The sequence below is a fragment of the uncultured Gimesia sp. genome (assembly GCF_937919775.1).
Taxonomy (GTDB): Bacteria; Planctomycetota; Planctomycetia; order Planctomycetales; family Planctomycetaceae; genus Gimesia.
The window spans coordinates 1-20886 of the sequence record NZ_CALFPF010000440.1 but is presented as its reverse complement, the minus strand read 5'-3'; the positions used below and the strand labels follow the sequence as shown (position 1 = coordinate 20886).

Below are 20886 nucleotides of genomic sequence, written 5' to 3'. Positions count from 1 at the left end.
AAGACAAATTCCGGTGAATTCAACAGCGTCCAGAGCAAGTCTTCATAGCGATTCCGCCAGTCGTCTTTCAGACGCTGCGTCGGCGGATCCCCCTTTTGAACCGCATGCTCAAGCTCGACCTTAATTTCATTCGCCCGCGAATTCACATGGTTTGACCAGCCAACCAGATTGCGTGGCAGCGGTTCGCGGCTGACAATCCCGGCATTCACGTTAATGCGATCGGCATAACCGGGCTGCAGCAGTTCCAGAAACATTTGCCGTTCGCTGCCAGACGGCTGGCGCGTGAGCGTTTTCATGAAGGTCTGACTGATCAACTCTTCTACAGGCTGGTTCTGCAAGGCGAGTTTCGTGAAATCGCTGTCGTCGGAAAGTCGAGTGAAGCGTTTGCCAATCAGACCGTTGGCAAGAATCGCCGGCTGTAATGCGGTCGATGAATACTCGCGGACGGTCATCGGGTTCTGCCGCGTATCGCGCCAGCCGAAGGTTGTCATCAACGTAATAAACGGCTCGCCAAAGGGAAGCGCCAGACTGGGGCGATCGCGTTCATTAGAAGGGGATGTGAATTCCCACGCGCGACGCGGCGTTCCCAAGTCGAGCGAGTTGTGATAATCGCGGGCTCCGTCAATGTCGATACACATCCTGCCGGCGTCCAGCGGCTTACCGCAAATCGCAAACAGGGAATCCACAATCTGCTCGGCTTCCATGCGGCGTAAAACCGGTGAGGAAAAATTATAAGTCGCATCGACCAGCGATTCAATTTTGGTCATGTCTGTTACCACCTGTCGCTGATACAGGTCTGATTCAAAAATCAGACGTGACAGGTATTTCAGATCGTAACCGTGAATGACAAATTGTTGTGACAGGTATTTGAGCAATTCAGGATGGGAAGGTTCCTGTCCGTCCCAGTCGTCAACGGGTTCTACGAGACCGTGTCCGAGATAGCGCTTCCAGACGCGGTTCACAATCACATTTGCAAAACGCTCGTTCTGCGGCGAGGTGATAATGGCCGCCAGTTGTTCGCGGGTATCTTTGGAAGACCGCAGATAATTTTCCGGAAATTTGCCCGGCTTGACCAGATCTTCAAACGTCCATTTTGGCGTGACATTTTCGCCCGGTAATAACGTCACTGAAACGAGCATCGAATTTGACTTGGGATCAAAGCCAGGTATCGAACTGGTTTTGGGAACTCCCTGGGGAGACCGCTTTAACATCGCTGCCAGGCTGAAGAGATCACGCTGCTTGAAATCATGAAAGGGTGCATCGTGACAGCGGGCACACTTCATATTCAGCCCCAGAAATGCTTGACCAATAATGTGTGCTTTTGCCGCCATCGGGGCATCGTTCTGGGAAGCCATTTCAAAGCCGGCCGGACCACCAAAGTATTTACTGCCATCCATCATCACCAGTTCGGTCAGGAAACGGTCAAAAGGCTTGTTGTCATAGAACGATTCGTGAATCCACCAGCGGAAGGGTCCCGTGTTATTCAAAGTCGGATTCAAGATATTGGGATTCTCAGCCAGCACGTCCTGCCAATAGCCGACCCAGTTGTCGGCCCAGGCTGGATCGTTGACCAGTCGATTTATCGCATTCGCACGGCGTGATTCCGGCTTGTCGGCCAGATATTCCTCAATCTGTTTTGGTGAGGGAACCGTTCCCGTGGTATCGAGGGACAAGCGTCGCAGGAAAGCGAGATCATTCAGCAGCGGAGATTGAGCGACTTTTTCTGTTGCCAGTCGCTGATTGATAAAGTGATCGATGGCATTGCTGGCTCGCAGGCCTTTTGCAGCAGCGGGTACTTTGACCTGAGGCTGTTTGAGTGTTTCTTTTTTGGCGAGCTGATGCCGCCAGTCCCAGTACTGATCCTCTTTCGCGGAAGTTTCCCGGCGACGTTTCGCATTGACGGCGATTTGATCGTAGCGGTACTGACGCTCGAAGGGCAACCAGTCTGCATCCGTCAGCATCACCACTTGATCAGACGGAGTCAGCAGTTGAAAATCTTTGCCGAGATCGCCGATAAAGAGGGCGGTTTCTCCGAAATCGGGCCGATGCCGAGAACCGCCCACGATCATTTCGAACCGCACGCGATGCGGTTTGCCGTCTCCCGTGTATTCGATTACTTTTTCGGTATCGCCTCGGTGCAACGGACGAATGTGCGGCGCCAGGCTCCGATCGACATCGTAAACTTTGTCGTGACCACTGTCGGTAATATTGTGGAAACCGGTTTCTGCAACCAGCTTGTCGTCGATATACAACCGCGACGCATTACGGGCGCGGACCAGAATCCGTTTTTTGCCTGAGGGGAGTGTCATCCGCGACATCGCCCGCACCAGGAACGGATCAGGCCGATCGATTTTCACGCCCCGTGCCGAGTAACGGTTGGGAATTTCGATCAAAGCGAAGTGGGGCTGCGTGAACGTTTCTGCAAGACGGGGCGGACGAAAGCTCCAGGACTTCTGATTGGGAATCCCTTCATAGACATCCACCTGCACCCGGTCGCCGGGAATCGCGGTCCAGTCGACGTTCGGCTGGGGAGCGACATATTTAAAGTGCGCCGCAATCTGCGTAGCGGACAGCGCTGTTCGATAGAGGGCGACTTCATCCATTTGACCATCAAACGAACTGTTGGCCGATCCGCCCATGGAAGAGCCGATCCAGAGTTCATCGTCATCGACGACCGGCGTCCGCGAAGTATCGCCGCCCACATCCCATTTTCCGGATACGGACTTACCATCAATATAGGCTTTCAAACTTTTCTGTTTCGCAAACGTGTAAGTCAGCGCCACATGGTGCCAGTTGTGGGCACTGATGCCGGCACCGGTGGAAGTCCAGCGGTGGTAGGTCGGCTTCGTTTCGTTCTCCTCAGGCTGCGTGCAAAACAGAAAACTGATTTCGGAACCGGTCACTCTCAGACCATAGTTCTGATTGTCCTGGGCTACTCCTTTTCGATGTGTACGGCCTTTCCCGAGAATATAGGAAAATCGCCCGGCTTTTGTGGAATTCAGATTTACCCAGGCTTCGATTGTGATCGCATCGCCGGCGGTGAAATCCAGTGGACTTCTTTCACCCGGATCGACCACACGCAGGAAACCGGCTCCCGGATCGAATCCGGCGGCCTGGTTGTTGGCGTTGAACAGGGGGAATTCGGAAGGACGAGGCCCGGCTGACGGTTTAGCCAGCTGACCGCTCATCAGCGCTTGCACAGGCTCGGATTTTTCTTGATCAGCCACAACGCTGCCGTAACCTTCAGGAACAGGCGTCTCAAAATCCCAGTAGAGCACCGGCTGGTCTGAAAGAATCAGCGCCCGATAACTGGTCGGGGTTGTCGCTTTGGTACTTTTTTCTTTTTGCGCGTAGGACGGGCTGGCAGACAGAGGCAGGGCGAACAAAAGACCCAGCAGGCAGAGGAAACGCTTAACGAATGCCAATTGGTTCATAGCGGGCCATTCCAGACAGTCAGGTTCTCAGTAGAGAGGTCAACGCGGGCGAGTTTTGTCAGAATCAGGGTCATGCCGGACTCGACAAACCCACTGTACACAAGAATGTTGCAATGTAGTAAATCGTGATCTGGTCTAATATACCGAGACACCCGATGATCTCACTCCAAATAAACGCTGATTATTAAATTTGTGAAATTTTTAAGAGAGAGCCTGCCTTTTTGTGAGATTCCCTATTTTCTGGTATATAAAAGCAAAGAATTTTAACACGACCGGACTCCGGTGGTACTTAGAATGGGGTCACCATCACCTTGAAGCCTGAAGAGACGGAAAGCTTTGTTCAACTTCTAACAGCTAATCAGAGCTTGCTTTACGCTTATATTCGATCTCTGCTGCCGGATTCACAATCGGTACAGGATGTTCTTCAGGAAACGAATATGGTGCTCTGGCGGCGTTCTGAGGAATTCGAAGCGGGAACCAACTTCATAGCCTGGGCGTGTAAAGTCGCTTACTTTCAGGTCCTGGCTTTTTATCGTGACAACAAACGGGATTCCATGGTATTTAATGTGGAACTGGTATCGATGTTGGCTAAACAGAATGAAGAGAAACTGGCCGGTTCCCAGGACCTGCAGCGGATTCTCTCACGCTGTCTTGCCAAACTGCCGGAACAAAGCCGTCGCCTGATTCAGGAACGATATGCGCCAGGCGCATCGGTACAATCGATTGCGAAAGAACAAGGGCGTTCCGTGGGCGCTGTTTCCCAAATGCTTTATCGGATTCGCCAACTATTACAAGAGTGCGTTCAAAAAACACTTGCCAGTGAGCAGGGAGAGAATTTGTCATGAATCAAAAGCGCCAACCACACCACGATCAGAAAGATCCCCAGGAAATCGTCTCCGCATTTCTCGATGGTTTACTCACCGATGAGGAAAACCGGGATTTTCTGGCCGGTCTCGAATCGGACGAAGCGGCCCGCGATCTTTATCTGCAAATGATGAATACCGATTCGCTGCTGCAATGGGAACAGGGGCAAACCGAACCGCTGCCGGATCTGTTCTGCCTGACACCGGAAATTAAAGTTGCTTCCACGAACGTCGACCCCGGCGTGGTCTCGGCGCGAAAGCAACTGGCTTTCATGCGTTATGCTCTGGCGACCACGGTAGTTGTCTGCCTGTTCCTGACGATGCTCCTGGTCATGGAAGGCACTCCCACACAGGCGGTCGCGCGGCTGGATTCCAGTGACGGAGTTCCCTCTGCCATGATCATTGAGGAACATCATCCTGTCTGGGAACAGACAGAGTGGACGCAGGATGTCAGCAAACCGCTTGTTCCGGGCTGGTTAAAATTAAAGTCAGGACAGGCTTTGATCGACTTTTTGAGCGGTACAACGATCGCGTTGCAGGGACCTGCCGAGCTGGGTGTGAACTCGGATGATCGCGCCTATTTAAAATCGGGCCGCTTAGCCGTTGTCGGAACATCACGGCCTCACGATTTCACGTTGACGACCGCTAATCTGACGATTCTGTCGCAATCGGCCAACTTCGGGCTGGCGGTGACCCCCGATGATCAGACCGAACTGCATGTTTTCCAGGGGAGTGTTACTGTTTCACAATCGCAGTCACAACCCAAAGCAGAGATCGTTCAGGATGTTACACCGGAAGCCGCTGATTCAATCACCGTGGAAGCCGGACAGTCAATTGTCTTTGATGACAGCGGGCAGGAAGTAGTTCGTCAACTGGCGGACCAGAGTGCTTTCCCTACCCGAGATCAGTTTTCTGTCGCGGATCCGCCCGGCGACATTCCAGCCATCGACTTTGCCGCACACAAAATTCAGCCTTATAGTTTTCAGGACGGACAATATGATTTACCAACGGATTACCAGCTCATCGAGCAGGGCAAAGGCATTCGCCTGTGGGGGAACGCCTGGAAGACACTGGAAGTCAACAAAGAAATCACGCCTGACACGGTGATCGAATTCGATTTTCGCTCCTCGCATCAAGGTCAGATTCACGGTTTTGGTTTTGACACCGATATGCAGTACGGTAAACAGAATCATGTGTTCCAGATTTACGGCTACGAAGCCTGGTCGCACATCGGACAGCAGTTTAACACGTATACGGGAACCGGCTGGAAACGCTTTCGGATTCGCGTCGGACGTTACCTGACAGGCAAATACCGCTATCTGCATTTTATCGCCGATGAAGATGTGATTGCCCGTGCCGAGAGCCAGTTTCGCAATGTGCGAATTTACGAAGCGCCGACGAACAAGTAATCAGATCTGATAGCGCCGCTGCTTTAATGCCCGATGTCCAGTGTGGGATTGGGCTCTTCTGCTTCGGGTGAGGGGGGATCGTCTTTCCAGCCGCCGAGAATCAGAAAGGTGGCGGCGAACAGCAGATAACCGACGCCGATGCCTGTGGCGCGGAAGGTGAAGCCATCGAGGTTATCTTTTGTGAACGCCAGCCGAAAATGGATGTCGTTCCCCATGATTTCGTACGCATTCGTGAGACCGACAAACGCAAACAACGCCGCAATCACAGACCAGACCGCAGCAGAGCGATACTTGCCGTCAATCAGGCAGGCACAAATGGCAGCCAGGATCATGCAGGTAAAAATAAAACCGCGTTCCATCACCACCAGCCCGTGCACCAGAAAACCATTCACTTCGGTAAACAGATTCGCAGACAGAATCTCCTGCAGCGATTTGCCCCCGCCAACAAGCAGAGTTCCCTGCATGATGGTTGCGCCCCAGGCGGCAATCGCCGGAAACAATCCCAATGCGACAGCTGGCGCGTGACGTTTGGGAGACGCCTGAAATGCCTGAGCGGTGATCACCATGCCGATCCAGAGCACAATTGCGATTCCGGCTTCGAGAGGAATAATTTTGCTGATGACGCCTGTTGTTCCCGTCAGACAGATCAACATAAAAAAGACACCATTCAAGATGGAATAACCGGCACGCGAGCCCATCTCTTTCCAGCCGGGATGTCCGATATAAATCGTTGTGGGAAAACAACTGCCGAGCAGCGACGCGACAATGGTTCCCACGCCGTTGGCCAGCATCGCCGGTTTTGCAGGATAACTGTCGCCGGCGGCTTCAGCAGATTCGATGTTCTGCATACTTCCGATCACGTTGAACAGGCCCATCGGAAAAATGACCGACATGTAACCGAGCCATTCACCGGGTTCTTTGAGTAACTCCCACAGCGCGGAACCCGCGAAGTGCGGCGGATACCAGCCCCACTGACCCCAGGCCGTTTTGATGGCCGCGGCACTCATCGGAGAACCTTCCATGAGCTGCGGAATCACTTCAGGAAGTACCCAGGCGCAGATGGTGCCGACGATAATCGCCAACAACCCGCCGGGGATACGAAAGGGAAGTTTCGTACGGGAAAAGAGAGTCAGTAACACCACGGCGGCAGGCAGCATGGCAATCAGCGGTCTCTGATAGATTTTCAAGGCAAACGTCATCGAAATGAAGCCGATGGCGATGCCCGCGAGTGTGGACAACAGGGCGGCGCGGGGAGTCAGCTTGCGCACCCGATCTGCGACGAATGCACCCAGACATTCAATCACGCCGCTACCGAAACAGGCCAGCAAACCCATTTGCCAGGCCGCTTCGGCACTATTGGTACGTTGATAAACGGGCACCATCACAAAAAAAATATAAACCAGCAGTGAGGGAGTATTAATTCCATAAGGGAGCGCACAAACATCGCTCCGGTTTTCCCTTTTCGCCAGCTGATGCGCCTGCCAGGAGTAAAAAATATTCCCGAACAGAATACTCAGCGCGGCTCCGGGGAGAATGTACTGCAGCAACAAATCTGAGTCAGCAGAGATACCACACAGTCCACACAACGCCACGATTAATAGAAGCTGGACGAGGTTATCGATCATTAAGGCGAAAAAACCGTCCAGGTCGCGTCGTACGAAGAGGGGGTAATTACTGTGCTTCATTTCAACTAAGCAGTTCCTTGATATCATCCTGTGTGAAAGGACGTTTCAATCGCGCGCCCAGTTGCGAGACAATGCGGGCGGCGGCGTGGGAGGCCAGATGACCGGCCTGATGCCAGGTCATGCCGTTGGTAATACCATACAGAATACCGGCAGCATACATGTCTCCGGCGCCGGTAGTATCAATGGCTTCCGTCTGAACCCCTTCAATGGGAATGACGCGTCCCTCATGCATCAGAATCGAACCGTCGGGGCCCAGCGTCAAAGCAAGATTGGGGACATGTTTGTGAATCACCTGAGCACAGTCGACCGCATCGTGTTTTCCGGTCAGGCTGCGGGCCTCTTCCAGATTACAGAACAGCAGGTCGACAGGACCTTCGATCAGTTGCTGAAATTCTTCCCGATACAAATTGATCAGAAACGGATCGGAAACGGTAAACGCGACTTTCACGCCATGTTTTTTTGCCAGTTCAATCGCACGATAGGCGGCCTGCTTCTGGGTTTCTCCCGTAAACAGATAACCTTCGACATAGACATATTTTGAATTCTTGATGTGTTCTTCGTTTAAATCTTCGACGCTCAATGTGGCAGACACGCCGAGATTGGTCAACATGGTCCGCTGTGCGTCTTTCGTAATCAGAACGACGCAGGTTCCGGTCTGTCCGGTCGGGGAAGGAACCACATCGATGGTCACACCCAGTTTCCGCATGTCGGCCAGATCGAATTCGCCCAGCATATCGCTGGCAACTTTACCCGCGTACGCTGCTTTTCCCCCAAAATCGGCGACTCCCAGCACGGTGTTGGCGGCAGAACCGCCGGCAGATTGAGAAATCGGGGCTCCATCGAGGGCTCCCAGTACTTTTTGCTGGGCTTCTTCATCAACCAGGGTCATGATGCCTTTGGCATATCCCAGTTTTTCCAGTGTGGCATCTGAGACGCGCGCCTGAATATCGACCAAGGCGTTTCCAACGCCATATACATCGTATTGCATGTTTTACCTTAAACTGACGGATTCAGAATCTATTTAATTCGATCTTTTCGAAGGCAAGAAAGAAGTCCAGATCAACATTTTTCACAACGTGCAGATCATAACCAATCATCATTCAATGGGAAACCACAGAGAGTAACCATCTAATCAGTTTGAAAAAAGCAGTCAGGTCACTACTATATAGGCAGGAATCCAGGAAGCGTTCCCATCCGGGGCAGTTCTGCTGCAAGTGAAATGATTTTTAGTCCGGATTCCCCAACAAAAAATACACGAGAAATTGACTCGATTCACCGCATCAACAATTGAAGGATGCCTTAAGCATGACGAACTCCTCATCTGCGAATGACTTGCTGTACTCACTACCACCCATCGGTGGAAATCCCTCAACGCGCCCTAACCAGACGAATCCGGGAAGTTTCGCGAATCCACCGCAGATTGCACCGGGAGTCAAAGGCGCTTTGACGTTTTCTTCCCCCGATACCCCGGGTATGCCTGCTGTCTCAGACAAAACCGCCTGGGATTTCATGCCGGAAGGCTGGGAACGGAAAGCCGGCTTTGAAGAAAATTACGAAACCGCAGATGCCTGGACCCCTCCGGCTGATTTTCTGCCGGTCACTCAACTGGAACTTGCCCGCTGTGGAACGATCACTCCGGAAATGGAACGGGTTGCGGAACGGGAACCCCATCTGACCGCCGAACAGATTCGCGACGAAATCGCCGCCGGTCGCATGATTATCCCGGCCAACAAAGTTCACCTCGGGTACAAGCTCGATCCGATGGCGATTGGCCGCGCTTCAAAAACGAAAATCAATGCCAACATGGGCGCCTCGCCGGTTTCTTCAGGCACGGACGAAGAAATTGAAAAGTTAACATGGGCTCAGAAGTGGGGCGCGGATACGGTGATGGATCTTTCCACGGGAGGAGACATCGACGGCTGTCGGCAGGCGATTATTCAAAACAGTACGGTCCCCATCGGCACGGTCCCCATTTATTCAATGATCATTGCCCGTCGTCTGGAAGACCTGGATCACGCCAGCATTTTGCAGATGCTCACACACCAGGCAAAACAGGGTGTGGACTATTTCACGATTCACGCCGGCGTATTGCAGGAGCATTTGACTTTAGTGGCTCAACGGTTGATCGGCATTGTCAGCCGCGGCGGTTCGCTCCTGGCGAAATGGATGCTGCATAACCAGCGTCAGAACCCGATGTATGAGTTGTGGGATGATATCTGCGAAATCATGCGGGAATACGACGTCAGTTTTTCCATCGGCGACGGTTTACGTCCCGGCGGACTGGCGGACGGCTCGGACCGTGCGCAACTGGCCGAGTTGTGTGTGCTGGGTGAATTGACCGAACGTGCCTGGAAAAAAGGGGTGCAGGTCATGATTGAAGGTCCGGGACACATTTCCTTCGACCAGATCGAATTCAACATGAAGCTCCAGCGAACACTGTGTCACGGTGCGCCGTTCTACGTGCTGGGTCCTTTAGTCACAGACATTTTTCCCGGCTACGATCATATCACGAGCTGCATCGGTGCAACCGCAGCCGGCTACCACGGCGCGAGCATGCTGTGTTATGTGACGCCAAAAGAACACCTCGGTTTACCGAAAAAAGACGACGTCAAACAAGGTTGTATCGCTTATAAAATTGCCGCGCATGCGGCTGATGTGGCGCTGGGTATTCCGGGAACCCGCGATCGCGACGATGACTTGACGGAAGCCCGGGCTGCTTTGAACTGGGAAAAACACTTCGAGTTGAGTTTCGATCCAGATACCGCACGTGCTTTGCACGACGAAGATCTGGACGTCGACACGGATTTCTGCGCCATGTGCGGCCATGACTGGTGCAGCGTTCGCATCTCGAAAGAGATTCAGGAATTCATGTCGGGCAAATCGGAAGATTATGCCTGGGACAAGGCCAAGAAAACGTTACCGTTGACCGCCGAACAGCAGGAAATTCTGGAGAAGCGAGGCGTGCTCAGTCCGGATCAGATTCACAAACTGGCTTCGAAAGTCAAACAGGAAATGACCGGCGATCAGGACAAAGCATCGTGTCACAGCGATTATGTCGCTCCCGAAGAAGCACAACAGATGCAGACGTCTAAAGCGCTGCCGGTGTTGAATCAACGCCCGTAGCGGCAGTTTCACAGACTGACAGTCGACTGGTTTTTATTACCAGCTAACAGGCTTTGTATTTGGTAAAAATGATTATTTACAATCAGGTTTCTACTTGAAAAATCTATCTGCTGAATCTGTAGTAGCCGCCACTCGCCAGTACAATGACAATGATCAGTTTAACTATTGCCGCCCAAAAATTGGCATTCCCGCTGAATTCTGAGTTACATTTCGGACACGGTGCTTTATTACCATGTCCATCCGCTGAAAACCTCAGACTGCACTTCTCGCAGGTATACATTTTCTCCCGCGTCATAGCTGCACCAGGCATCGAGGAATTGTTAAATGCAACCTGATTATTCGGTGTTTTATTATTGCAGTAAGGACAGGGGGCTGTATGACCTTGATAAAAATCGGTCTTGAAGGTTCGAGAACAGTTCTCACACTTGTAAATCGTATCCGTGTCCTTTAGCCCACAATGCGGACATTGAGAAAAAAACAGTGATTCGGATTGATGACTTTTATTACATAGCGGACAGGTAAACGTGCGCTTTTTGAAGTGTAAATCATCAGTCATCGTAGTGTTAGGATTCTGATTTGAGACGGGACTGTTCCCTGCCATCGCGCCAGAAAATTGACCTGGAATACCCCGATTCATGCCCCCCGGATTGCTATTCCCATTCATTGCCAGCTGGTCTGTCTGTTTCTGTTTGCGTGGTTTGATCAGGCTCAGATCCTGGTCGCTGAAGAATTCCGTGATGAACAGTTCTTCTTTTTTCCCCGTATTGATCACAGCCACGGAATTGCCGTACGCCAACCGGTCGAATTTGCCTTTGAGCTGACGATTGCTGCGATCCGTCCAGATGCGGAACTCTTTTTCGCGCTCTTCAGGCGTTAAGGAAAGTTCGACTCCCTCAACTCCTGCAGGAAAGAAGTTGCCGGGAATTTCTTTTTTCAGACGCTCCTGGACATACTCCTGGTCTTCCGCAGTGAAGTTCGCGTAAGGAAACTCCTGGATCGCTGACGTTTTCGTAATCAACAGAAATACTTTGCCATCTTCCATTTTTATGTAGGAAGCGCCGACAGAATTGCCGATAAGGTCAGTCCACTTACGGTGATCATTCACCCGGAGGATTTGTTTGAGTTTGATTGGAGTGAGGTTCGGATCGAGTGGTTCTCGATAAACAAGTGGCATTTCGTCGAAACGACCGTGCATCTTCAACGTATCCCGCAGCAGTTGCAGGTCTTCATCAATCAGCGTGCCAATAGGCACGCGCGCGAAACCTGCAGTCCGTGTGGCAAAGAGTGCTTCACGGCCGTCAATTCTCGAGAAGATTGCTTCGGACTTCTGCCCCTTTTTATCAGTCCAGACCCGGTAATCACGTAAAACGGCAACGAGCACCGGATCGATTTCCGTATTGGCTTTGACGACACCGGGGTCGTCTCCCTCAGCGGCCTTCGCTTTTGCAGCCGCGGCTACTGCTTCCATTTGTGCTTTTTGTTCCGCGATCTTATCTGCGACTTCTTTGGGAAGATCGGGTATCATCGGAATGACGGACGGTTTCACCATCGACTCAGTTGCAGGTAAATCCTTCGCGGCCCGGTCTCGATATTCTGCAGGCAACCGACTCAGCAAATTATTCCTGCGGTAATATTCAACGACCCAGTTCACGTCCTGCTCGCTGAGTTTGTCGAGCTCAATCTGCAATCCCAGCCCCGAATCTTGGATGAGGATCACCTTTTGCCCGGAAACAGACAGCAACTTGGCCTGATGACTGGTGCCATCCTTCAAAGTCCATTTGCGAACCGTAAACGGTTTATATGATTCGTCCGTCTGCTGTTCCGCAGCCGTCATGTTTTTTTCAGGCTGATCTGGTTTGCTTTCCATTTCCGCCGGTTTCGGAGTCTCTGTCTCCGGTTTTGATTCCGGTGTTTCCGATTGCGGTTTGCGGTATTGCGGAGGCAGGAAGCTCAGTTGTTTTTTTCGCTTATGATATTCATAAATCCAATTCAGATCTTTGACACTCAATTTCTCAAGTGGTACGCGTACGGTTCCCTTACCCTCCAGTTTGAGTGTGACTTCGGGACCGGAAACGATAATCAACTTGCCCGTTGCCTGGGTACCATCACGATACGTCCACGTGCGCTCGGTGAAGCGTTCGTAACTTTCCTCAGCCAAAAGAGGATTTGAGATAAAAAGTGAACACACCATCGCGCACAAAAGGGCAAGTTGTGTTTTTGTAGAATTCATTGTAATCAAACCATACTGAAAAATTGAATACGGCGCGGTTAGGGAAATAGAACTACTGGTAGACTTCTACCACTAAAATAGACGACATACGTTCAATTTGGAATAGAAAATTTCCAAATTCGGGATTTTGGGCAGCGACCCGAAATCCAGAGACGCAAAACCGGCTTAACCGGTAGAGTAAACCATTGCAAAAAGGGCGATTTCAGGGGGAAAATCTAACTCTGTTTTTTCAGGTTTTGTCCAGTTATAATAAGATTTGTGCAGTCAGTGTCTTTGCAGTAATTCATCCAGTCCGATTTCCTGAAATATAAGGAGAGAATATCCCTCTATGATGAAATCTTTAAAGGGGCATTTTTTAATCGCTTCGCGGAAGCTGAATGATCTCAATTTTTATCGATCGGTCGTCTTGATTGTGGAGCACAATGAGAAAGGAGCGACCGGATTGATTTTGAATCGCCCTTCTTCGTTCTCGATCACGAATGCGCTTTCGAGCTATTTTGATCTGCCCAGACTTGAAGACATGGTGTTCACAGGAGGGCCTGTCGAGCCGAACGGCATGTTCGCCTTGCATAACGCAACGGATCTGGAGAAAACACAGGACCCGATTGTTCCCGATTTATTCATGGGCAGCAGCCCGGATGTATTCGAGCAGGTCATCTGGCGCATTGCAGAAGGCGACCCGAATTTGGATTTTCGGATCTTTTTCGGATGTGCCGGCTGGGCGCCCCTGCAACTGGAATCCGAAATATATCGGATGGACTGGCTTTATACACGTGCGACCGTAGAAGACATTTTCGAGCTTGATCCCTATGATATCTGGGACGTTCTGATCGAAAGAGCCATGGCTGAAAAACGCTTTCTGCCACAAGAGACGGCTCACCCTGAGTGGAACTGAAAGCCGAAGCGTGCTGAGAAAAAACGCCCCGCAAAATCATCAACATGAAAAGTAACCTTTCGCATGACGTTCATTAAAATTTCAGATCCGGAAACTGGTTCTTTCGCACACATTTTGCCGGAGCTGGGGTTTAACTGTTATCAGTTTCAGGCGATGGTCGACGGTCAAAGTATTGATGTCATCGATGCCCCTCCGGAATTTCAATACGGCGACCAGCGCCCCAGCAGCGGCGGGATTCCCATCCTGTTCCCTTTCCCGAACCGCATCGCGAATGCACGCTATAAATGGGAAGGCGTCAGCTATGAACTTCCCGCCGACAAAACGTATCATGATAAAATGGGAAATGCGATTCACGGGTTTTGTCTGGATCTGCCCTGGCGCGTCATCCATCAGGAAGAAAACTACGCGATTGCCCAGTTTCAACTAAGCATTGACGGAAAAAACCGTCTGAAATACTGGCCCGGCGACATCTTTATTGAAGTCAGATATGAAGTACGAGGCGCCACCTTGCGCGCCGACATTCGCATCGGCAACCCGGGCAAGACCTCGGTTCCCTGGGGACTGGGAACACACCCTTACTTTAAAGTTCCGTTGTCCGATCAAAGCAGTCTCAAAAATTGCCTGATTGAAGCACCGGCTGCGGAAGAGTGGGTTCTGGAAGATTGCCTGCCGACCGGCGTCAAGAAATCCATACCGGAATCGCATGATCTCCGCGAAGGGGCCTGGCTCGATCAACTGAAACTGGATCACGTGCTGAGCGGCCTGCCGGAAGGGACCGAACAGTACGAATGCCTGATCATGGATGAGCAGGCAGGGCTGGTCGTGTCTCAGGACTACGACTCCCTCTTTTCAGAGCTGGTGGTATTCACGCCCCCCCATCGAAACTGTGTCTGCCTGGAACCTTATACCTGCGTGACCAATGCCATCAATCTGACAAGACAAGATGCCGAAACCGGGCTGCGCGTTTTACCACCGGGGTCGGAGATCAAGACCTGGATTGAAATCCGGGCCGGTAAAGTGACCGTTTGATGATCGTGGAGAGAAACCGGATGCAATGTCGAAATGGAATATGCCTGATCACAGCGCTGTTGGCAGCCTTCCTGTTGCTGCCGTCGGCAACGGTCACCGCTCAGCCAAACAACATTGCACCCAGAGAAACCAACGGAAAGGATTCCGGCGAAACGGATTCGGCAGAACAAAGTCGACAGCAACTACTCGAAATCGAAAAGCAGTTGAAAGCGTTGAATCAACGGCCCGCATACCAGCCCGCCGTTTCATTACAGACGAAAGCCTTTCTGATCATCGATGACTCGCTGAAAAGCGTCGCGTTTCAGGCCCGCAACGGTTCGCATTATTTCGTGACCCGATTGATTCTCGTCAACCAGAGCCAGCAGCCCCTCAAGCTGATTCGAAATCAGATCATAGCCACTGTGGACGGGCAAGCCCATCAGGTTGCCGGTTTACCCAGAAATCTCAGCTACCAAAGTGTCCTGCTAGGCAAACGCAGCCTGCAGTTGAATAGTTTAAAGTTTGAGAATGAAGTAGAGGTCCCGCCTGGCAAACAGGGCGGCCTGTGGATTGTGCTCTCCGACTTACCGGCTGGTCCGCGTATTCCTGAGATTGAAATCCAGACCACCCTCAATGGACAGCCTGTGAGTTTGAACGTGAACCGTTTCGAACTCGGAAAATTACAGTACACCGTGCAACGGATGGGACCGAGTTTATGTCTGGCAGAACTGACAATCATGGGAGAACTGAATTCCATCAATATCGGCAGTCTGATGCACGAGGTGGAACTACTCACCGCGCAAAACATCAAACGGTTCGTGATTCACTTCCCCAATCAAAATTCCCAGGTCGATTCCGCCGTAAATCAATGGTTACCTCGTGCTGCAGCACAAATCGGCATGAATACGATTGTAGAACCACCTTTCCCTTTGTTTCCCGCCATGATCAGAGAGCTGCATCTTTCCGGTGATATTTTTAAAGATGCGAAGACGCTTTATCTGGGGGAATCCCGCAATCAAGTCACGCACGAGACGGAAGCAGAAGCCATCCATGCCGCCCTCGACAGTGCGATGAGTGTGCTGTCGCGGGAAAACGTATCGGAACAGATCCGCATTGGCTCACCGCCTGTCAAAATCGCAGCACTGATCAGCGGCGGTCGTCAATTGACGAATGCAGAACTGCCGCTGGTGTTAGAACTCACAACGCATCAGAACCTGCAAGTTCAGCAAGCAGCCTTATATGCACTCCGCTATTTCGGAGATCCGCGTGCTTTTGAACGGCTGGCTGAAGTCGCCCAGACGAAACCCGGCCTGCAGTTTGAAATGGCGGTCGCCAGTCTTGCGGAATCCCGTTATGCGGAAGGCCAGACGTTACTTCTGAAACTGTTAAAAGAGCAGCCTCCCGAATCCCAGAAAGTGATCATCGGCATCATTGCCCAGAGTCCGCGCCCGCAATGGGGCGACGCCATTTACGCCTTTCTTTCCAGTGACAACCAGGAACTGCGTGAGGCAGCAATGAAAGCGCTGGTTGTCAACGGACATCCCAAACTGTTCGAAGTGCTCACCGATGCCTTGAATTCCCCCCATGCCGAATTAAGAGCGGTGGCGTTTCGGGAACTCATCAAACGCAAAGACGTCGCGAGTGAATCGCTGGCGATGGACTATGTTTTGACGCAACTGCAACAGACGACTCCTTCCCCGGAGATGCTGGCCTTCATCGACCGGCTGAAAGATCCCCGTGCGATTCCCGTCTTATTCCAGCATCTGCAGAACTCGAAACTCGATGCGGGTCTGCGGATATCTGTGATCAAAACTCTGGCTTCCATCGGAGACCAGACGGTCGAAGAACAGTTTCTGAAAGTTTACCCCCAGGCAAATGCTGCCGAAAAATTATTAATCCTGGCCTCACTCCAGAAAGTGGAATCGCCTCACTATTACAAACTGGCGGCACAGGCGCTGGAAGACACTAACCCGTCGATCGTGAAAGGCACGACTTCAGGTCTGCAGGCCTCTGCTTCCAACGAAGCGATCACCATTTTGCAGAACGCCCTCCGGAAGACCGATCAGTCATCCACCTGGAATGCCATCTATTCTGCCTTAGTTTCGATCGGCACACCGGAAGCCCGTCGCACGCTTATGCAAGCACGTCATGAGGGTACTCTGGCTGAGAAACAAACAGCGGCCCAGACGGCTTTGGCGAATCTTTACCAGCGTTCACCAGCGAACCATTATCTGAAAAACGGCGAGCGGCAGCAAAGCAATAAAGCGTGGCAGGCAGCGATTGAGGAATATGAAACCGCCATCAGTATCGATTCCCTGCTGGTTCCCGCCTATCTGGGCATCGTGAATGCGAAAAATGCTCTGCAGCAGTATGAGGATGCGTTAAAGTATGCAGATCTGGCGCTGGAAATTGATGACATGCAGCCGCGTCTCTACGTGGCAAAAGGGCTGATTTTCAGTAACCAGTCCAAATCGGCCGAAGCGCTGCAGCAGTTCAATAAGGCCATCGAAATTGCGCCGCTGGATTCATTCGCTTACACCGTACTTGCTTCGCATTATGCGAAGCACCAGCAAAATAAAGAAGCGTTAGCGACGTACGACGCCGCCATCAAAGCCAATCCGCTGTATATGAATATGTATGAATTCAAAGCGGATTTGCTGCTCACAATGGAAAAGCCGGACGAAGCGATCAAAGTTTATGACAGCGCGATCGAAGCCAATCCACGAAATACGAAAGCCTACTTCAACAAAATCGCGTTACTCCAAAAGCTCAAACGTTATCACCAGGCGCTGGTGGTCTGCGATGATCTGCTGAAACTGAACCCGAATTCGGCTCCTGCCATTCTGATCAAAGCCTCTATTTTCCAGCAGCTTGCTCAACCGGATGACGCCCTTGCCGCCTGCGACGACGCCATCAAAGCCGACCCCCGCTATATGAATTCCTATGAATTCAAAGCAAATTTGCTGCTCTCCCTGCAAAAGCCGGACGAAGCGATCAAGGTATTTGACAGCGCGATCGAAGTCGATCCGAAATATACGGCAGCCTACTCCAGTAAAATCACGTTACTCCGAAAACTCAAACGGTATCATGAGGCACTGGCGGTTTGTGACGACATTCTGAAACTGGACGCTGATTCGATTTTTGCCACGCTGTCCAAAGCGTATATCTTTCAGCAACTCGGTCAACTGGATGACGCTCTCGCTGCCTGCGACACAGCAATCCGGTTCAATCAACAATACTTGCCGTCCTACATCACCAAGTCACAAATTTTGAATGAAGCAGAAAAGTGGGACGAAGCGATCAAGGTCTACGACCAGATCATTCGTATCGACGACACTTATCTGGATGCGTATACGGGACGCGGACATACGAACTTGCAGAAGTCGGACTGGAAAGCGGCGCAGAAAGATTTCCAGAAGGCTTTTGATCTGGATAATAAAAGTTCGCAGGCGATTACCGGACTGGCCATCTGCATGGTTTATAATCATGAGGATGACAAAGCCATTGCGTTTGTCGAGGGACAGGCAAAACAGTTCGAACAGAGCGGCCTGTTCCAGTACAACGTCGCCTGTGTGTTCGGGCGGGCTTTGATTAACCTGAAAGATCAAGAAAAAACTCCCGAGGTCCAGCAGCGAATCAAAGCTTATCAGGAAAAAGCGATCCACTATCTGGCAACCGCCTCCAGGAACGGGTTCGATGACGTGGAATGGATGCAAAAAGACCCGGACCTCAGTGCACTGCAGGAGCTGCCCGCTTTCAAATCGCTGGTAAAAACGATCCCTCAGGAAGCGGAGAAATCCAAGTCCCGAAGGGACCCCGCAAACCAGGACAATTGAGCAATTTCCCCCTAACCCGCTGATTCATCTGGGCTTATCAACGAAATTAAAACCACGCTCTCCTGCAGAAATCCGGCCTGAATTTTGCCGTTTTGTTATTTTTGCCTTTCTGATACATTGCCGTTCTCTCTGGCAGTCTTCCCTTCGATGATTTCCTGTCCCTTGCGAAGTTCCTTTCGCCTCCCCGTTTCATAGTGAGTCCAGCGATGCGTCGTCATCAACATGTTTTTTGTTATCTGGTTCTAGTGATACTGATCGTCAATCAGCAGCTTCGGGCAGATGACCGACTCCCGACAGCGCAACGCAAAACATCAACCTCTGCGACACCCTATGACCAGTTCACCGGCAAGTTCCTGCCACTCAAACCCGTGAAATCAACTCCCGGAAAAGTTTTAGAACAATGGTCGGCGGCATCACGGTTTCTGTCGCCTGTGACTCCCCAGTCAAAGGTGGAAGAGTTCAAAAAAGGAAACCAGACCTACTTTTCAGGGCATGAACTCTCGCTGATCTCCGAATTCCAACAGCCGGTGAGCACTCAGGCGTTATTGGCAGACTACGACTGGAAGCTGGTGCAGCACTCGGAAACCAGCATTATTCTGCGCGGCCAACCGCGGGACGCATTAACCCGGCATCTCTGCCGCCCTTTCGAACTGCAGATTAATCCGCAGTCCATGTTGCCGGAAGCGCTGACGTTCCTGTCTGACCCTGCAAAACAAAAACAAGGTTTTGCTTCGATTGAATTGACGGCTTCGAAAGTAATACAAACCAGCGCCACGCGGGAAACGGACGGCTTGCCAAAAATGGTATCACAAACCGTCGCCAAAGCCATCTTTCCTCCGGAAGGAATGCTGCAGAACCCAGCATCCCATACGAACCCGATTAAGCGCATCTCGTTTTCCAGACTCAGTTCCGAAAACCGAGATGAGGCGGAACTGCGGGAAATTGAAAAACTGGTCGCACGCTGGATTGCAGAATCACAGCGGATTGAATCAATCAAATTAGGCAATGGTGCCACGATTTTCAAACTCGGCGATCAACGGCCTGCGGACGTTCCCGCCAGACTGTATTCCAAATCGGACGGAACCCTCCCCACCGGCTTCCCGGCATTTCAGAGAGCACTTCCCCCCTGGTTGATTGACGTCGATCAGAAGACGTTTATCGTCGAATCCTTCACCATTGAATTCGCAACCGATGATACAGCCCCCTCGGCACCGCGATTCATCACATTGAAACTGAAGCCCAACCCGACCAGCCCGTACCCAGGCGGAAAATGGGATGCGGTTGAGATCGAATTCAACAGCAATCAGCCACTGCCTGTCAAAATCAGTGAGACCATGAATAATTTTGTGATGCAGTTTCTCTTGTCGGATATGCAGATTCAATACGCAAAGTAGTCGTCGGAACCTTATTCTTCAGGTGCTTCCCAGTCGCCCCAGTGCTCCAGATAATGCTGATAGGCGGCGTTCCCAGCGGATTCCCGTTCCAGGTACCGATAGGCTTCGGTCACGATCTCCTGCTCCGCTTCAATGCTGAGTTGCCCGGTCAGTACGCGTGATCTGAGAAACACGAAGTAGGTATCCAACACGTCGCAGCGGCAGTAGTCGTTAATTTCCTGAACTTTTCCTGCGTCATACATCGCCTGCACTTTGGAACCGTCAATGCCGGTTTTGCCCGGCTTGCCAATCAGATTTGCCAGCAGGTTCAAACCGCCGGTCACACGGCCCGCGCCAAAGTTGGAAAACAGATCCATTAAATCAAGATGGGCCGAGGTATTGTAACGATTGCGCGACTGATCAAAACTGCGGGCATCCAGATTGAACCACTCTGGCAAAGAAATGCCATAACGATAGGCGGCCAGTTCCAATACCGGCAGATCATAGCCTCGGCCGTTGAAGGTCACAAAAGTGGGCTGACCGTAGTGCGTCCAGCCCTGCCAGAATTTCCTGGTGATGACATGCGGACGAAATTTCGGCGCATCAAGTACCGTTAAATCCTGCAGGCGGTAATCGGCGGTCAGCTTGGCGACAGCAACCGAGGCTGGCAACATGAAGGTGGCGGGAAGGAAATCGCTACCCGTGGACTCCATTTGCTCCCCCTGGTATTTGGCAATCGCTGCCGACGGGGATAATTCTTCACCCGGATAGCGAACCCGGGAAATCAAGTCTCCGTCGGCAACCGCTTCGACGTCAAAAACAAGATAAGCTACTTGGGACTGGGACACGTTCTCTCTCGCATTCTGTTTTGCAAGTTATGATGATATTAAGACTTAACACATTGACTGACGAACAGGATCGCTCTGGAAACGGGGCTTCGTTTCGCAAGACCACCAACGGCCCCTTCCATTCGGTTCTACTGATAAGTATAAACAATAAGGAAGAGTTTTAGTAGTTTGGTGTTTTCTTG

General features: G+C 51.5%; 12 protein-coding genes. 7 read left to right on the top strand and 5 right to left on the bottom strand.

Translation table 11 applies throughout. The annotated features are described in order from the left end of the window. The coding region (locus tag Q0294_RS12465) for a DUF1553 domain-containing protein (protein WP_299465621.1) at positions 1 to 3434 on the bottom strand (3434 nt) is incomplete at its 3' end. A gap of 311 nt (positions 3435 to 3745) precedes the next feature. On the opposite strand from Q0294_RS12465, the gene Q0294_RS12460 reads away from it, so the two are divergent. Both Q0294_RS12460 and Q0294_RS12455 read left to right on the top strand, forming a co-directional pair. Continuing rightward, positions 3746 to 4279 (top strand): sigma-70 family RNA polymerase sigma factor, encoded by a 534-nt coding sequence (locus Q0294_RS12460; RefSeq protein WP_299465618.1) that lies wholly within the window; start codon positions 3746 to 3748, stop codon positions 4277 to 4279. Then, positions 4276 to 5706, top strand: a complete 1431-nt coding sequence (locus tag Q0294_RS12455) for a hypothetical protein (RefSeq protein ID WP_299465615.1) — start codon at positions 4276 to 4278, stop codon at positions 5704 to 5706. Before Q0294_RS12460 ends, Q0294_RS12455 begins: the two co-directional genes overlap by 4 nt. Before the next feature lie 23 nt (positions 5707 to 5729). On the opposite strand, the gene Q0294_RS12450 is transcribed toward Q0294_RS12455, so the two are convergent. After that, positions 5730 to 7391: an NCS2 family permease gene (locus tag Q0294_RS12450; protein ID WP_299465612.1), complete on the bottom strand. Its 1662-nt coding sequence runs from the start codon at positions 7389 to 7391 to the stop codon at positions 5730 to 5732. A gap of 1 nt (position 7392) precedes the next feature. Beyond that, entirely contained in the window at positions 7393 to 8379 is a 987-nt protein-coding gene (locus tag Q0294_RS12445) for an adenosine kinase (RefSeq protein ID WP_299465609.1), read from the bottom strand. A 317-nt stretch (positions 8380 to 8696) separates the two neighbouring features. Here Q0294_RS12445 and thiC point away from each other — a divergent pair, with 317 nt between their 5' ends. Beyond that, entirely contained in the window at positions 8697 to 10514 is a 1818-nt protein-coding gene (gene thiC, locus Q0294_RS12440) for a phosphomethylpyrimidine synthase ThiC (RefSeq protein WP_299465606.1), read from the top strand. Between the two features lie 103 nt (positions 10515 to 10617). Here thiC and Q0294_RS12435 read toward each other — a convergent pair whose 3' ends face one another. Then, positions 10618 to 12744, bottom strand: a complete 2127-nt coding sequence (locus tag Q0294_RS12435) for a hypothetical protein (protein ID WP_299465603.1) — start codon at positions 12742 to 12744, stop codon at positions 10618 to 10620. 328 nt (positions 12745 to 13072) lie between these two features. Here Q0294_RS12435 and Q0294_RS12430 point away from each other — a divergent pair, with 328 nt between their 5' ends. The 4 genes from Q0294_RS12430 (at position 13073) to Q0294_RS12415 (ending at position 19877) form a co-directional block, all read left to right on the top strand. Further along, positions 13073 to 13639, top strand: a complete 567-nt coding sequence (locus Q0294_RS12430; protein ID WP_299465600.1) for a YqgE/AlgH family protein — start codon at positions 13073 to 13075, stop codon at positions 13637 to 13639. Between the two features lie 63 nt (positions 13640 to 13702). Continuing rightward, positions 13703 to 14668, top strand: coding sequence for an aldose 1-epimerase (locus Q0294_RS12425; protein WP_299465596.1), 966 nt, complete (start codon positions 13703 to 13705; stop codon positions 14666 to 14668). Positions 14669 to 14688: 20 nt separating this feature from the next. Further along, positions 14689 to 18483, top strand: a complete 3795-nt coding sequence (locus Q0294_RS12420; protein WP_299465593.1) for a tetratricopeptide repeat protein — start codon at positions 14689 to 14691, stop codon at positions 18481 to 18483. Between the two features lie 206 nt (positions 18484 to 18689). Next, positions 18690 to 19877 (top strand): hypothetical protein, encoded by a 1188-nt coding sequence (locus Q0294_RS12415; RefSeq protein WP_299465589.1) that lies wholly within the window; start codon positions 18690 to 18692, stop codon positions 19875 to 19877. Positions 19878 to 19888: 11 nt separating this feature from the next. Here the strand turns inward: Q0294_RS12415 and Q0294_RS12410 are convergent, their stop codons facing one another. Further along, positions 19889 to 20704, bottom strand: coding sequence for a 3'-5' exonuclease (locus Q0294_RS12410; protein ID WP_299465586.1), 816 nt, complete (start codon positions 20702 to 20704; stop codon positions 19889 to 19891). Positions 20705 to 20886 lie beyond the last annotated feature (182 nt).

What these genes read in the sequence shown, in the direction of transcription:
- Q0294_RS12455 (WP_299465615.1), top strand. Translation starts at nt 4,276, where the DNA reads ATGAATCAAAAGCGCCAACCACACCACGATCAGAAAGATCCCCAGGAA.
- Q0294_RS12450 (WP_299465612.1), bottom strand. Translation starts at nt 7,391, where the DNA reads ATGAAGCACAGTAATTACCCCCTCTTCGTACGACGCGACCTGGACGGT.
- Q0294_RS12445 (WP_299465609.1), bottom strand. Translation starts at nt 8,379, where the DNA reads ATGCAATACGATGTATATGGCGTTGGAAACGCCTTGGTCGATATTCAG.
- thiC (WP_299465606.1), top strand. Translation starts at nt 8,697, where the DNA reads ATGACGAACTCCTCATCTGCGAATGACTTGCTGTACTCACTACCACCC.
- Q0294_RS12435 (WP_299465603.1), bottom strand. Translation starts at nt 12,744, where the DNA reads ATGAATTCTACAAAAACACAACTTGCCCTTTTGTGCGCGATGGTGTGT.
- Q0294_RS12430 (WP_299465600.1), top strand. Translation starts at nt 13,073, where the DNA reads ATGATGAAATCTTTAAAGGGGCATTTTTTAATCGCTTCGCGGAAGCTG.
- Q0294_RS12425 (WP_299465596.1), top strand. Translation starts at nt 13,703, where the DNA reads ATGACGTTCATTAAAATTTCAGATCCGGAAACTGGTTCTTTCGCACAC.
- Q0294_RS12420 (WP_299465593.1), top strand. Translation starts at nt 14,689, where the DNA reads ATGCAATGTCGAAATGGAATATGCCTGATCACAGCGCTGTTGGCAGCC.
- Q0294_RS12415 (WP_299465589.1), top strand. Translation starts at nt 18,690, where the DNA reads ATGCGTCGTCATCAACATGTTTTTTGTTATCTGGTTCTAGTGATACTG.